This is a genomic window from Microcoleus sp. B13-B6 (genome assembly GCF_036705405.1).
Lineage (GTDB): Bacteria > Cyanobacteriota > Cyanobacteriia > Cyanobacteriales > Microcoleaceae > Microcoleus.
Map to the genome: position 1 here is coordinate 13,049 of NZ_JAUBUJ010000070.1, position 14,733 is coordinate 27,781.

The window sequence follows — 14,733 nt, forward strand, 5'->3', positions numbered from 1 at the left end:
GAGTTTTGAGGAAAGCCGCCATGTTAGATTACAAATTTCCGAGGCACTGGCCCTCAGCCGATGAACTACCAGACTCAGATGAAACGCCTGTGGATAACGAACTGCAAGAATTAATACCAGGGTTGTTAAAAGCAATATTGCTCATACTTTGGGCAGAACGGATGGACTGGTTTTTTGGCATAGATATGGGTATTTATCATCACCCTGACGAACCGCCCATTGTCCCAGATGCTTTCTTGAGTTTAGGTGTAGAAAGGTTTTATGATGAAGAATTGCGTCCCAGTTACGTGCTGTGGGATGAAAATGTTATGCCTACTTTTGTGCTAGAAGTTGTTTCCCCAACTTATCGCAAGGAATACAGCACAAAATTGGAGACTTATCAAGCTTTAGGCGTACTTTATTACGTCATTTATTCTTCCCGCCGCCGTCGTAAACCTCATTTGGAAGTACACAAGTTAGTCAATGGGAAGTACGAGTTACAGTCAGGACATCCAGTTTGGATGCCTGAAATTGGTTTGGGGATTGGTTGTGAAAGGGGAAGTTATTCTGGGGTGACAAGGGAGTGGTTGTATTGGTATGATGCCGATGGAAAACGTTATCTGACTCCTGAAGAACAGGTGAAAGAATCAGCGCAGCGCGCCCAACAGGAATCGCAGCGCGCCGATCGATTGGCCCAACGTTCCGATCGACTAGCTCAGCGATTGCGGGAGTTGGGGATAGATCCTGATAATCTCACCTGATGGCAATCAAGAGTACCAGACTGACCGACTCTAGACGCTCAGAAAGCGGGTTTTTCAACAGAGATCGATCGTCCTCAACGGAGGATTTTTGGGAAAAAACCCAGTTGCTGCGTCCAGGAATGTGTGAATATTTATCAAAACAATCAGGAAAGATGGAGCTAGATTTGGGAAAAACAGAGAGTTTGACGGCAAACATTGAAATTTAGCTCGAAAACATGAAAATCAGGAGAGGTTATTAAAAACGTTCCTAACCTGGCAGTGGTCAGTCCGTGTTCTGGATTTGAAGGGTTTGCCTGTTCTGCCCGCAGAATTGTTGAATTCAACGCTGCTGTTGGTCAAGGTGTGGGTATCGCTGCGGTTAATGCCATTCTAAATAACAAAAATATGGCCGATGTATCTAACCGAGAAGTGAGACAAGTTCTCGCCCAAACAGGCCAGTTACCTAAAATTTTTGGAGTTGCAAATAATGGTGATGGAATGCTATTGGCGCAATTTGAGAATCTTGTCAGTTCAGATGCTATTGCGTAATCTCAATTTCAATAAACAATGCAATAGTAGGTTGGGCAGGTGGAACAAACTCAAGCCAAAAGTTTTTAGCAAGAAATGAGTGAAATTGGTATTAATATTATTTCCCATGGAAGGACAACAATCACGTTGGTTTGTAGTGAGGACTTTAATCCTCATAAAATTCTGAGCACTTCCGTCGTCACTACAAACCTATAACGGTGATTTTACCGGAAATTATATAATAGCTCGATCGCCTGCACCGAATTATTTTGCTGCGCCGCACTCATCTGTTAAACAACTTTTCAACTTGAGACTTCGCTTGATTTTTCCAGCTTGGTTTCTCGCACAAACAAGAAAAGCGGGAAAGCACAGGAAAACGAAACCAGGAAACCCAGAAGTATGTACAGCCCTACAAAACTTATATCCCATCGTTTTGACTCAGCGTACATCCAAGTGCTTCCTGCTACAGTTGCGATAAACAAATCTAAACTTACCGATTTCGCAGCAAGATTAGCCGAACTCTCGCTTACAAAGTCGAGCAAGCCAGCATTGCTAAAAAACTGCAAGTTATAGTACCAAGGCAGCACAAGCCCCAGAATTGCTAGGATGAGATAAATGATTCGCTTAACGCTCATAATTACCTTACCTGTTCTTTAATCAACTGTATTAGCCTACTCGTTAACAACCAATCCTTACTTCTTCTGCGGGCAGTTCGGATGAATGCCCCCCTGCAAACAAATGTAAGCAATTTGACTTTTATCTAAATTCTTAGCTTCCGCAAAATCAACTCCTAGGAATCGACCGGATTTACTACCAGTCGGATTTTGAATAAATTGATCCGAAGCTGTTTTCCCCAGAAACACAGCGCCTTTAAAATCCGCTCCCGCTAAATTCGCGCCCCTAAAATCAACCGAACTCACCTCCGCATTCCGAAAATTCGCATCTTGCAACCGAGCATCTTTTAAATTCACGTTAGCGAGTTTAGTCGAAGTCAAATTGGCATTTTGTAAGTTGGCGCCGCTCAAATCAGCACCAGACAAATCAGCACCTTGCCATTCCGATTTAGACAAATTTGTCAAGGACAACTGAGCGCCTTGAGCCTTCACTTTTGCCAAACGCGCACCTGACAAATCCGCTCCTGACAAATTCGCGCTTCCTATATCTGCTCCGGTAAAACTTGCATTTTTTAACAGTGCTTCCTGCAAATTCGCTCCAATTAAAATAGCACTGCTGAAATTAGCTGAATTTAAATTGCCGTTTGACAAATTAGCTTTGTTCATGACAGCGCGCACAAAAGTAGTGCGGTTCATTACAGCACTGTTCAAAGACGCCCCGGTCAAATTTACTCCTTCCAAATTAGCGCCGCTCAAGTCAGAAATCCAATCGTCAAAGGTAGCCGGACGCCTGTCTTCGCCGGTGCCGTAAAAGCGAGCTCCCTGCAAGCTGGCATTGGTTAAATTGGCATTTCTCAACTTAATTCCCGACAAGTCAACTTTGTTTAAAACTAAAGTAAACTGAGACGGGCCGGCAGGACTTTGAGCTAAATCCGTGCGGCTCAGATCCACGCCGTTGAGTTGGCTGCTATACACTGTGAGAATTTTGCCGATCGCCCTTTGTACTGTTCGCTGGCGGGCGGCCGCTAACTCGCGTTCCGGGGCCTTGCCGCCAAACCGCAGGGAATCGAGATCGTTGCTGAGGGCCTGATTCAACCGCTGCAACTCAGGCAAAGCTTTCGGCCCGCTACTGACTAAAGCTTGCTGGATCGCGTCCAGCATGGCGCGGTTGTCTTCTTGAGCTAGCAAATCCGCTAGCAGGGGTACGGCGCGGGAGTCTTCCACGGCCCCCAAAGCCAAAATAGCCGATCGCCTGCCCGATGCCCCGCTAGCCGATGTGGGAGACAATTTGCTAACTAAAGCCACAAATAATTCGTCGTTCCGCTGCCGGGAATCCCGCAAATTTGCTTGACTTTGAGTGTAGATGAGAGTGCCGACAAACAAAGTTAAAATCAATCCCGCGCTGCCGATGATAACTATCACTAAAGTTGTGCCTGGGTGTTGGCGCATCCAATTCCACAAACTGGCATTTGTTTTCAGCCCGCTTTGTGGAGTCACAACCAAAGCCGCAATCTGCGCGTCTTCCTCAGTCCAATCTGGACTCTTGACAGGATTGTCAGACTGTTGATTCGATCGAGCGTTGACGACCAAAGTATTGGCGAGGCGATCGTGTCCAGATTGCCGTTTGTAGCGCCATGCAAAAGCGCCGTCTGCGAGCACTGCCAAGCCGCTCAGCCCCCCTAAAATCAGCAAATCAGGAAACGCACCAGTCAAGCGCCAAATGCCGTAAGCGACGCCCAGAGGCACTCCCCAGCGCCCCAAACTTTCGCGAATTAGCACTTGTCCAAAACCCGGAGGAGTACCCGACGCTGTGACAACTTTGACGCCGAACCAGCGTTTGGGGATAGTTTGACCGGTTCTGGCGAGCAAAAACAGTTGCCACCCCGCTAAAACTGCCGGTGCCAGCAGCGCCCCTGACCAGAATAGATTAGTTAGGGGTGCGACTCTGGGGCTGCGATCGCGCACGGGTATGCCCAAAGTACGGGCGACGGTTTCGGATGCTGCTGCTACTGAGGAATTGAGTGGTACGGTTTGAGATTCCTTGTTGACCAATGCCCCGATACTGAAGGGAACGAGGGCGCTGGCCGCAATTAACGAAATTTCCACAGCCCAAGCGCCGCACCTGCGAACCAGCAGTGGCATTTGCTTGGATTGTGTTTGCCAAGACGGATCGGGTTGATTGAGCCCGCTGGGCGCGGTGGGGTTAGCCATATTTATAATTTCCTATTGTTAGTCGTTAGTTGGAGGAATCAGGAGATATTGCCAATTTATCAGAAATTTGGGTTTAAAACCCCGTCCTTGGCTTGACGGCTTTCTATTGGATGAGCGTGAATTTACGCTTGGCAAAGCAACCCCAAACCAGGTTATAATTAAGTTGTCAGGGTGAAACTCCATTGCCATCGTGAAACAGTTGAGACACACTTTCAGGCATAAATTTAGGGGCAAAGAGCGGCGAAAACTCTTAAAACAGCTAGGGATAAAAAAAATAATATCCCAATACCAGAGAACCAAATACTTTGTTGACTACTGAAGTAAGGCGGGGCACGCCTGAACTCTAGGTTCATATCCTAGTACGCTTGGGGAGATAGACCCTCTGGGATTAACTAAGTTAAGCTCGTCAATTGGTGGTATTCCACGGTTGAAAGGTTTAAGTATTGCCGTAAGGATAGTGAGTAGTAAGGTCAGTCGTGGAGCCAAGAATCACCTCGCCTTTAGGACGGTCGGTGAGTGTCAAACGCTATGTAGATTAGCACTCCGAGAACGGCAAGAGTCATCAGGGCGGAAATTAGCTTTACGATGCTATTGAAGACTGTCAGGACAATTATCGCTGCCAAGGCAAAGGCTGCCACCTGCCCCGGTTTAGGGAGTCTTTGAAACTTGTCGAGTAATTGATTGTATAAGGTTCCGACGGCTTGATACCGGTCTGAATTTTGTGTGATGAGTGGCGATCGTTCTACTTTAGCTTTTAGTTCTCCGATCGCTTGCTGCCAATTGAAGTTATTTTGAGGATTCATAAAAAAATTCGGAAGTTAGTTTAGATTAAGGTGTTTGGAACCGCCATTATCCCCTACCGTCAAAGAACTAGAACCAAATGCCATTGTGTGAGGAAACATGAAGATCAATTATCCGGGCGATCGCGGCAAACTGTGGTTTAGCTCGATCGTGACCCTAGCCTTGGCAATGATTTTAGCGGATGCCGGTGCCCTTCGGAGCCAACCGCTACAAATTGCTCCGGGATTTCCCGAACCGCTGGGAGTTTCTGGAGTTTCCGGCGGCCCGAACAATAGCGGCGACTGCGGTTTTGTGTCCCAAGCACCCAACCACGTCATCGAAGTAACGCAGGATTTGCCTTACTGGCGGATTGCAGTACAAACCGCTGGAGCTCCGAGTTTGATGATTCAGGGGCCGAGGGGGCGTTTCTGTGTGCTGCCGGCGAATGCTGCTGCGGGGAATGTAGAATTTTCTGGTTATGGGGACAAGGGGACTTATGTTATTTTTGTGGGCGATCGATCTCAAGCTCAACACCCTTACTCTCTGTCTATTTCTCAGAAGCGAAACTAAAGTTATACCAATACTGAAAAGTCATGCAAGGTCTGAGTGAATTTATCAACAAGGCGATGCAAGAGTGGAAAATACCCGGGCTGGCGATCGCAATCGTTAAAGATAGCCAAATAATTTTTTGTGAAGGCTTTGGAAAGCGAGATGTAGAACAAAATTTAATTGTTACACCGCAAACTCTCTTTGCGATCGGTTCTTGTACGAAACCTTTTACCACAATGGCGATGGGTATTTTGGCAGACCGCGGCAAATTAGACTGGGATCGACCTGTCAGAAATTATCTGCCCACTTTTAAACTTTATGACTTCTATGCAACCGAACGTATGACACCCCGCGACCTCGTGACTCATCGGTCTGGCTTACCCCGTCACGATGCTATGTGGTATAAAAGTCCCTTCACCCGTAAAGAAATATTCGATCGCTTACAATATCTCGAACCCACTCACGAATTGCGTACTGTTTTTCAGTATCAAAGTTTGATGTACATGACCGCTGGCTACTTGGTTGGTGAAATTGCAGAGAGTAGCTGGGAAGAATTTGTGCAACAGGAAATTTTTAATCCTTTAGAAATGAGAGATAGTAATTTCTCTGTAGAGACATCCCAACAAGCTGATGATTTTGCACTTCCTTATCAAGAAAAATCCGACAAAGTTGAGAGATTACCCTTTTGTAATGTCGATGTTAGCGGCCCAGCCGGTTCGATAAATTCCAACGTTGCTGATATGGCTAAGTGGCTTTTACTCCATCTCGATCGGGGTAAGTATGGCGAGAAACAAATTATCTCGCCAAGTAATCTGAGCGAGATGCACGCTCCACAAATCGCGATCGGTCAACCGCTGGAATATAATGAACTTTTTTATTATTTTTATGGTTTGGGATGGGGTATTACCTCTTACCGAGGTCATAATTTAATTCAGCATGGCGGTAATATTGATGGATTTTCTGCACTGACAACTTTGCTGCCTCAAGACAATATTGGTATAGTAGTTCTGACTAATATGGCTCTAAACTCAGTACCAGATACTGTGACTTATTATATATGCGATCGCTGGCTCGGTCTAGACGAAGCTCCTTGGAATCAACGAATGAAGGAAAAATATGCTCAAAGCAAAGAATCTACTGCAAAAGCCAAAGAGCAAATAGCCGTTGACTCTCGTAAAACAGGAACCCAGCCTTCTCATCCTCTAGAAGATTACACAGGTTATTTTGAGCATCCAGCATACGGAATCTTATCAATTGAAATTAATGACGAGCGTTTGACAGCAACTCATAATTCAATTATTTATAAATTAGAACATTACCACTATGACATTTTTGTTGAATCTGAGTTGTGCGATCGACCAGAACTTATATCTTTCTTAACTGATACCAAAGGCAATATTGCTAGCCTTAGCTTTCCCCTAGAACCGACGGTGAAAGAGATTTTATTTACCCGGATGCCTGAGAGTAAATCTCATTAATTCGGGCAGCAGCGTAGAGGCACACCCCGAACAGAGCCCAATTTCTGATTTAATTAACCACCTCAAATGCTGCACACCTCCTCAGCCACAGCGGTCAAGTTTGTAGTGAGGACTTCAGTCCTCAAAGCCTGATTTGTTCTCTAACCCACTTACGAAACAATCTGAGAGTTTGACTTGTACCCGCCGTTTGACTTTGTTCGCAATATTGGGAAATAGCTTCAATAATTGGCAAATTGGGAAATGTTGGACTAATTGCAGATTCAACATATTTCCCATCTTGAAGCACATTAATCTGAAGCTTTTTATTTTCATAGCGCCAGATTTCAGGTACTCCCAAAGCTTCGTAAGCATCGAGTTGAGTTTTGGAAGTTATATCGACTTCAATTGCTAAGTCAGGCGGCGGATCGACAGTTAAGTCGATGCGCTTTTTGCCAATCATTAGAGCGTGATTCTGAATGTAAAAGCAGTTGTCAGGTTCAATTCCTTGTAACATACTTTTTCGTTTAAAAGTCGTCGAACCAAAACATTCTCGATCAATTTCAAGTTCTTCGAGTAATATTTTTACCATATCGCCAATGATTTCCTTATTGAATTCATGTTCTGGTAGTGGCATCCTAATCTCCAAAGTTCCTTGACTGTAAGCTATTCTAGAGCCACGGTGTTCTCCCAACTCTTCTAAAATTGCTTCAAATTCCTGCCAGTTGACATCATGGAACAGCACTCTATGTCCTGGGGGTACACTGATTTGCCTTAATTGCAGCGTTACCATTTCAACCTCCGATTTATTTAAGTTTATGATAACTTGTCTGTATCGGTAATTGGGCATTGGGAAACAGTCAGCTTTGTAGTGAGGACTTCAGTGATCGAAGCCTGATTTGTTCTCTAACCCACTTACGAAACAATCTGAGAGTTTGGCTTGTACCCACTGTTTGGCTTTGTTCGCAATATTGAGAAATAGCTTCAATAATTGGCAAATTGGGAAATGTTGGACTAATTGCAGATTCAACATATTTCCCATCTTCAAGCAAATTAATCATCAGCTTGTTATTTTCGTAACGCCAGATTTCAGGTACTCCCAGATCTTCGTAAGCGTCCAGTTGAGTTTTGGAAGTTAAATCGACTTCAATTGCTAAGTCAGGCGGCGGATCGACAGTTAAGTCGATCCGCTTTTTCCCAATCATTAGAGCATAATTCTGAATGTAAAAACATTCATCAGGCTCAATTCCTTGTAACATACTTTTTCGCTTGAAAGTCGTCGAACCAAATGGTTCAAAGTCGATTTCTAGTTCCTCAAACAGAATTTTCACTAAATAGCCAATAATGATTTTAGCTTTCTCATGTTCTGGTAGTGGCATCCTAATCTCCAAAGTTCCTTGACTGTAAGCTATTCTAGAGCCACGGTGTTCTCCCAACTCTTCTAAAATTGCTTCAAATTCCTGCCAGTTGACATCATGGAACAGCACTCTATGTCCTGGGGGTACACTGATTTGCCTTAATTGCAGCGTTACCATTTCAACCTCCGATTTCTTTAAGTTTATTATAACTGATACAATCTTTTAAGTTGAGGGGTGTACAGCGCCCCCTCAACTTAATTTACTGGTAACTATCGCCCAAAGTCGAGCTGTCTAATCTGCGTTTTTTTGCTGCTTGAAAAGTTCCTTAAACTTGCGCTGCTGCTCGTTGTGATCTACGATCGGAGAGGGATAATGAAGAAGTCGGCGTTCTAAAGGTGAAAGATTTCCTGTTAGCAAAACTTTAGTATCAACGCGGCGCAATTCGGGAACCCAGTGCCGAATATATTCCCCCTCCGGGTCGAATTTCTGAGCTTGACTCGCCGGATTAAATATTCGCAAAGGTTTCGGGTCCATGCCGCTTGATGCACTCCACTGCCAGCCGCCGTTGTTAGCAGAAAGGTCGGCATCTATCAATTTTTGCATGAAGTATTTTTCACCCCACTGCCAGTTAATAATTAAATCTTTGGTGAGGAAACTGGCGACTATCATGCGGCAGCGATTGTGCATCCAAGCTGTCTGATTTAACTGCCGCATTGCTGCATCGATAATAGGATAGCCTGTTTTGCCTTTACACCAAGCTTGAAAGAGCTTTTCATCGTTCTCCCAAGGAAAGTCTTTGAATGCTTGACGGTAGGGGCCGTCTGCTAATTCTGGGAAGTTATACATGGCGTGTTGGTAAAATTCCCGCCACGCTATTTCCTGTTGCCAAGTGCGGATGCTTGTGCACGCTTCTTCGCTGCGGCAAGTGTCCATTACTATCTGGGTAGCTTGCCAAACTGTGCGGATGCCAATTGCACCAAATTTGAGGGCGGCGCTGAGTTGGGATGTGCCGTTAATGGCGGGGAAATTGCGCTGTTCTTGATATTGGTAAATTGCCCGATCGCAAAATTCTTCTAATTTTTTTTGCGCTGCATCTTCTCCGGGTTCTATTACTAATGGGTTTTCCCAAATAAATCCCAAACTCAAGGCTGTTGGCACTGTTTCCATTGCACCTGCTTGGTTGGCGATTGCTTGTTCTTCGGCGGTTAATCCGGTCATTAATTCCAGATAAGTTATCGGCAGTGTCTCTACTGGTTGGGCTTTGGGTTTACTGTTCCATTTTTTCCAAAATGGTGTATAAACTGTGTAGGGAGTCCCTGTACCGCTGCGAATTTCGTCCGGGGCGTGCAGGACTTGATCCCAGAAATTGTGAACTTGAATTCCTGCTTGTTGGAGGGCGTTTGATACGGACTGATCGCGCTGTTTTGCGTAGGGTTCTACATCCCAGTTCCAAAATACTGCTTGAGCATTTATAGCTGTTGCTAATCTCGGTATTCCTAGAATCGGGTCATCTTGAATTATCAGCAATTGGCTGCCTGCATCCCTGTAACGCGAGGAGAGTTTTTGCAAGCAGCCGATCATGTAGGTGACTCTAGCTGGCGCTACGTCATCCCGATTTATGATATTGCGATCGAGACAAAAAATTCCGACTACTTTCGGGCTTTGCTGGCGCGCTGCTGCCAGTCCGATGTTGTCAGAAATACGCAAGTCGCGGCGGTGCCAAAATAAAATTAGATTGGATATATCGGACATTCGATTTTAGATTTTAGATTTTAGATTTTAGATTTTACAGTCCTGGACACACGCGGGTTCAAAAACCCGGTTTCTAAGTTAAGATTTATCGGTGTTACGCACGATTTTTTTCAGAAACCGGGTTTTTTCCGTCAGTCCTATTTAAGTTAAAAATGGACGGGCTAAGAAAAAGCTAGAAATTGATTTTGAATCAATGGGTTCCCCAGCTAAGATAGCTTTTTCTAATTCTTCCGGGGTGAATAAAACTGTCTCCATGTCTTCGTCATCGTCTTGTGCTGGCGGCTTTTCCAGTTTTTCCAAATCTTGGGCTAAGAAAGCATAAATGATTTCGTCGGAATAACCGGGGGCGAGAAAAAATTGCCCTAATTTATGCCATTTTCCAGCGCGATATCCGGTTTCTTCTTCGATTTCGCGTTTGATAGTTTCGGCGGGATTTTCATTGATTTCTACCGTACCAGCGGGAAATTCTAAAATTCGCCCTTTTGTGGCAAAGCGATATTGGCGTACCAAGACGAGTTTACCTTCGGGTGTGACGGGAACTGCAAGTGCTCCGCCTGGGTGGCGAATACATTCCCACTCGCCTTCGGAACCGTTGGGAAGACGGAGGGTGGCTACGTCAAAGTTGAATTTGCGCCCTTGGTAAAATAGGCGTTGTTTGAGGAGTTGGGGTAGTTCTTGACCGATCGACATAAGCGACAAGCGAATAATGTTAGGGTGCACCGATTTAAGACATCATAGGCGATCTTATAGGATTTTAGATTTTAGATTTTAGATTTTAGATTGGGAATGACTGATAACTATTACAGTTTGGAGCTTACCTACGGTTGCATTTTTTGGGAAACTGGTACGATCCGTGAATTTTGCTCAATTGTTACAGTTGCAATTTTTGCACTCCGGAACAGTCTGCGGTTTGCAGGAGTTGGACGATCGCACTTTTCGTCACCGGATGCACCCAATCCGGGGCAATTTCTGCTAAAGGTACTAATACAAAAGCTCTTTCGGTCATCCGGGGATGAGGTAGAGTCAGTGTTGGAGTTTCTAGGATTAAATTGTCGTACAGCAGCAAATCTAGGTCTAGGGTTCTTGGCCCCCATTTTTCTCGGCGAATTCGATTAAATTTTATTTCAATTTCTAATAAAGCTGCTAGCAATTGTTCGGGTTCTAGTGCCACTTCTAGGATGGCGCAGGCGTTGATGTAATCGGGTTGCGGCGGCCCAACGGGGGCGGTTTGATACCAGCTTGAATGGGATTTTACTGCTATTCCTGGGGTGTTGTTGAGGGTTACGATCGCGCTAGAGAGTGTGGCGAGGGAGTCGCCTAAGTTGCTACCAAGGGCGATCGCACATTTTGTTGATTTCATAAGGAAGGAAGGTTCGGCAACGGATTGTGTAACGGATGTAACGGATGTAACGGATGTCAGGAAGAGAGAAGATTAAGGCGGCGCGGGTTTATCAATATTCTTTGATTCCTAAACAGATTTCGGGTTTAACCCGCCCATACAAGTTGTATTTTTACGAAACTTTCCCCCTAAAGCCTGCATTTTTGGCGCATTCTGATAACACAAAATATTATTTTAATTTAAGCTTAACAGTATGTTAAATTTTATTAACTATCATTGACAAGTGTTAGTATTTTGTTTCCAAAATAATGAATTTGTACCTACGCTTATTGTCGGCCGTCATTCTAGCAATTATTAGCTTAACAGCAAGTATATCAATAGGTTTGGCTGAAACAAAAGAGCGCTACCTTACCCTAGATTCGGACGGCAGTCAATCTTTTGCGAGTTTAGTGCAGCAGGCGGAAGATTTAGCAAAAGAGTCGATCGCCCGCGAGTTTCAAGAAAATCCGGCATTAACAGAAGTTACAATCATCATTACAGCCGATCGCAGCCGACAAAGAGTTCCAGTTTTGCGATCGAGAGTATCCCGCCACGACTGGCAAAAAGATGCGAGAATCGAACAGTGGACTAGATATTTTGCCGATGCTCAATTGCTGCTGGGATTCAGAGACGGCAATATTTCGCCCGCAAATTCTGGGTTTTCGCAAGTGATTAATGTACCTGCGCCTAGTCGATCGACATTCCGAGAAAATGATCCGGGTTTTCGAGATGATTGAAATATTGGTAATGGGGCATTGGGCATTGGGCATGGGGCATGGGGCATTGGTAACAAATAACAAATAACCAACAGCACGACACGGAAATCACGGATACAGGGATAGATATTTTTTCCTGAATCTCTCTCTATATTCCCAATTACCAATTGCCAATTACAATATTTAACTTGTTGTTAACCTAAATATCTCCCACTTTTAATTAACCTTCAGGTAAACTTCCCTTAATTGAAAAGTGATAGAGTTTCATACGGAATCATCAGATTAGAGATGTTGGTTTGAAAAGGAATTTATGTCTAAAATAACTCGCCGACAACTGCTAATTTTCTTCGGCAGCAGTGCGGCTACCACTGTGCTTGCTCCTGGGCTAACTCAAAAACTGTTCAGCATCAATTCCAGCGCTGCTGAAGCTGTAGTTCCGACATCTTTCACTCCTGTAAGACTTCCCCACCCGCTGCCGATTTATCGAGAAATGCCCAGCTTCATGGCGATGGCGCCGGGGGGACAGGGAACCGTGATGGCTGCCTCGCAGGATACTAGATTAACGAGTTACAGCGTTGTTGACGATGTGGTTGTGCCGCCGGAATACGAACGTTACATGATTGTCCGCTGGGGCGATCGAGTTTTTCCCAATCCGGCAGACTATTTCGGCTACAACAACGACTACACCGGCTTCGTAGGCCTTCGCGGCAGCAATGAGGACGGTTATCTCTGGGTTAACCACGAGTATGTATCCTTCCCGATGTCGAAAGTGGCGCCGGAAGCCCCGTCAGATGTGGCATCATTTCCAGCAACCGATCGCGCTGTCCTCGGTATAGACTTATCGGTAAAGAATCGGGATACCCTCGGCGAATTTCTGTACAATCTCGGTGGTTCGATCGTCCGCATTACCAAACAAGCCAACGGTAGATTTCAGGCGATCGCCGGCGACTCCCTCAACCGCCGTATCCACGGACTTTCCGGGCTCGGCATCAACAGCCAGCGTACCGACAAATACAAAGATGTCACCTCCTGGGGAACCAGACAAGGCGACGACAACTATCTTACAGGTACGGGCCCTGCAGCTACCCAAGTCTTCGCGCAAGTCAACACCGACGGACTCGGCAACCGCATCATCGGTACAGCTTACAACTGTTCCGGCGCCACAACCCCTTGGGACACAATCCTCTCCGCCGAAGAAAACTTCCAAGGTAGCGAACTATTCTTCGTCGGAGTTCAGGAAAACATCAAACCCAACGGTGGCCAAACGGGCTACGCCAAGGGCACTATCGGTGAGGAATTCGGCTTAGTCGGCGAAAAATACGGCTGGATGGTAGAAGTCGATCCCCTAGATCCGAGTTTCCGCCCCCGGAAGCACACATGGTTGGGCCGTTTCCGCCACGAAAACGTCGCGATTCGCGCTGAAGCAGGCCGCAGATTAGTAGTGTACATGGGGGACGATCGACGCGGCGGACACACCTGGAAATTTGTCAGCAACGGTACTGTCACGAATCCCGCAGATAAAAACAACAGCCGATTGTTTGAAGATGGGGTTTTGTACGTGGCCCAATATAACCGCAACGGTACTGGAAGATGGCTGCCACTGACATTAAATACCCCGACAAATCCGGTGCGTCCTTCTAAAGTTGGAGAGGCGGAATTAGCAAGTTTTGGCAAAGCTCAAAGAGATGCAAATACTCGCTTGCCCAAACGCGCCGGAATTGCGGGTCAAACCGAAGACGGTGGTTCTTTTGTAGTAGATACAACCAATGAAGCAACAGCAATTCCGGGCTACCAAAATAAAACTCTGGCTAATTTCTACAGCAGCCAAGGTGCAGTTTTAGTTGATGCTTTCTTAGCTGCTAATTTGATGGGTGGCACTCCGACGGCGCGGCCGGAAGATTTGGAAGTTAATCCTACTACTAAGGAAGTTTTCATTGCTTATACGGACGCCGCACCCGGAAGCGACGGCTATCCAGATTCTCGCATTTTTACTGTTGCTAAATACGGTAGCGCCGTCAACAGCACCCAGCAGTCGGGAGGACTGTACAAAATAATTGAAGACAGTCCAGACGGTGCAGGTTTGACGTTCCGCTGGCAGCGTTTGGCTCAAGGCGGAGAAGCGGGTTCGGTAGCTGGGGCGGGATTTGCTAGTGTAGATAATTTGGCTTTTGACACTCAAGGCAATGTTTGGGGCGTCACTGATATGTCTACGAGCACGCACAACGGTTTTGATGTCGGTGCGGCTGGAAAGCCAACGACGATCGACCATAAAAAGACGGGAAATGTGTCAGATTTTACTGGAGTTTTCGGCAACAATTGGCTGTTTTATATTCCGACTTCTGGGCCGAATGCAGGAACAGTAATTCCGTTTGCTTACGGCCCGAATCGGTGCGAAATGACTGGGCCGACTTTTGTGGGAGATACGCTGTTGCTTGCGGTGCAGCATCCTGGGGAAGATTGCCCGATCGATGATGGTACTGTACTGAGTCGGCAAATTGAAATGTTGGATTTGAACGGTGCTGTTTTCAATCAGACTCGTAGTGTTGCTCGCGGCAGTTTGTGGCCCAGTAATATTGAGAACGATCGGCGCAGATCGCCGATGCCGTCGGTGATTGGAATTCGTCGGGTGCGATCGACTCCAACGGGCCAGTTTGTTTAAATCTCACATCTTGCA

14 protein-coding genes are annotated in these 14,733 nt (G+C 45.8%); 6 read left to right on the forward strand and 8 right to left on the reverse strand.

The genetic code is table 11. From position 1 onward, the window contains the following. Nucleotides 1-20 precede the first annotated feature (20 nt). Nucleotides 21-740 carry a Uma2 family endonuclease gene (locus tag QUB35_RS25880; RefSeq protein WP_333144528.1) on the forward strand — a complete coding sequence of 240 codons (720 nt, stop codon included), beginning with the start codon at nt 21-23 and terminating at the stop codon, nt 738-740. A 258-nt stretch (nt 741-998) separates the two neighbouring features. Continuing rightward, the gene (locus tag QUB35_RS25885; protein ID WP_333144529.1) at nt 999-1,268 is read left to right on the forward strand and encodes a hypothetical protein; all 270 of its coding nucleotides are present in this window, start codon (nt 999-1,001) and stop codon (nt 1,266-1,268) included. Nucleotides 1,269-1,549: 281 nt separating this feature from the next. Here QUB35_RS25885 and QUB35_RS25890 read toward each other — a convergent pair whose 3' ends face one another. From QUB35_RS25890 to QUB35_RS25900, 3 genes are all read right to left on the reverse strand, one after another. Further along, nucleotides 1,550-1,882 (reverse strand): DUF2834 domain-containing protein, encoded by a 333-nt coding sequence (locus QUB35_RS25890; RefSeq protein ID WP_333144530.1) that lies wholly within the window; start codon nt 1,880-1,882, stop codon nt 1,550-1,552. Between the two features lie 57 nt (nt 1,883-1,939). Then, entirely contained in the window at nt 1,940-4,072 is a 2,133-nt protein-coding gene (locus QUB35_RS25895) for a pentapeptide repeat-containing protein (RefSeq protein WP_333144531.1), read from the reverse strand. Nucleotides 4,073-4,572: 500 nt separating this feature from the next. Then, nucleotides 4,573-4,875: a hypothetical protein gene (locus tag QUB35_RS25900; RefSeq protein WP_333144532.1), complete on the reverse strand. Its 303-nt coding sequence runs from the start codon at nt 4,873-4,875 to the stop codon at nt 4,573-4,575. Nucleotides 4,876-4,972: 97 nt separating this feature from the next. Between QUB35_RS25900 and QUB35_RS25905 the strand changes: the two genes are divergently transcribed. Both QUB35_RS25905 and QUB35_RS25910 read left to right on the forward strand, forming a co-directional pair. Further along, entirely contained in the window at nt 4,973-5,422 is a 450-nt protein-coding gene (locus QUB35_RS25905) for a hypothetical protein (protein WP_333144533.1), read from the forward strand. 23 nt (nt 5,423-5,445) lie between these two features. After that, complete coding sequence (locus tag QUB35_RS25910) at nt 5,446-6,879, forward strand: serine hydrolase (protein ID WP_333144534.1); 1,434 nt, start codon at nt 5,446-5,448, stop codon at nt 6,877-6,879. A gap of 121 nt (nt 6,880-7,000) precedes the next feature. Here QUB35_RS25910 and QUB35_RS25915 read toward each other — a convergent pair whose 3' ends face one another. The 5 genes from QUB35_RS25915 to folK all read right to left on the reverse strand — a co-directional run bounded on the left by QUB35_RS25915 (nt 7,001) and on the right by folK (nt 11,325). Then, nucleotides 7,001-7,648 (reverse strand): Uma2 family endonuclease, encoded by a 648-nt coding sequence (locus tag QUB35_RS25915; protein ID WP_333144535.1) that lies wholly within the window; start codon nt 7,646-7,648, stop codon nt 7,001-7,003. Between the two features lie 67 nt (nt 7,649-7,715). Beyond that, on the reverse strand, nt 7,716-8,390 hold the full coding sequence (locus QUB35_RS25920; protein ID WP_333144536.1) for a Uma2 family endonuclease: 675 nt from the start codon (nt 8,388-8,390) through the stop codon (nt 7,716-7,718). A gap of 114 nt (nt 8,391-8,504) precedes the next feature. After that, on the reverse strand, nt 8,505-9,956 hold the full coding sequence (locus tag QUB35_RS25925) for an FAD-binding domain-containing protein (protein WP_333144553.1): 1,452 nt from the start codon (nt 9,954-9,956) through the stop codon (nt 8,505-8,507). Nucleotides 9,957-10,106: 150 nt separating this feature from the next. Continuing rightward, on the reverse strand, nt 10,107-10,655 hold the full coding sequence (locus tag QUB35_RS25930) for an NUDIX hydrolase (protein ID WP_333144554.1): 549 nt from the start codon (nt 10,653-10,655) through the stop codon (nt 10,107-10,109). 181 nt (nt 10,656-10,836) lie between these two features. After that, nucleotides 10,837-11,325 carry a 2-amino-4-hydroxy-6-hydroxymethyldihydropteridine diphosphokinase gene (gene folK, locus QUB35_RS25935; RefSeq protein WP_333144537.1) on the reverse strand — a complete coding sequence of 163 codons (489 nt, stop codon included), beginning with the start codon at nt 11,323-11,325 and terminating at the stop codon, nt 10,837-10,839. A gap of 287 nt (nt 11,326-11,612) precedes the next feature. Between folK and QUB35_RS25940 the strand changes: the two genes are divergently transcribed. Together QUB35_RS25940 and QUB35_RS25945 are read left to right on the forward strand one after the other, a co-directional pair. After that, nucleotides 11,613-12,080 (forward strand): hypothetical protein, encoded by a 468-nt coding sequence (locus QUB35_RS25940; protein ID WP_333144538.1) that lies wholly within the window; start codon nt 11,613-11,615, stop codon nt 12,078-12,080. 289 nt (nt 12,081-12,369) lie between these two features. Further along, a complete protein-coding gene (locus tag QUB35_RS25945) occupies nt 12,370-14,718 on the forward strand; it encodes a PhoX family phosphatase (protein WP_333144539.1) in 2,349 nt (782 codons plus the stop codon). Nucleotides 14,719-14,733 lie beyond the last annotated feature (15 nt).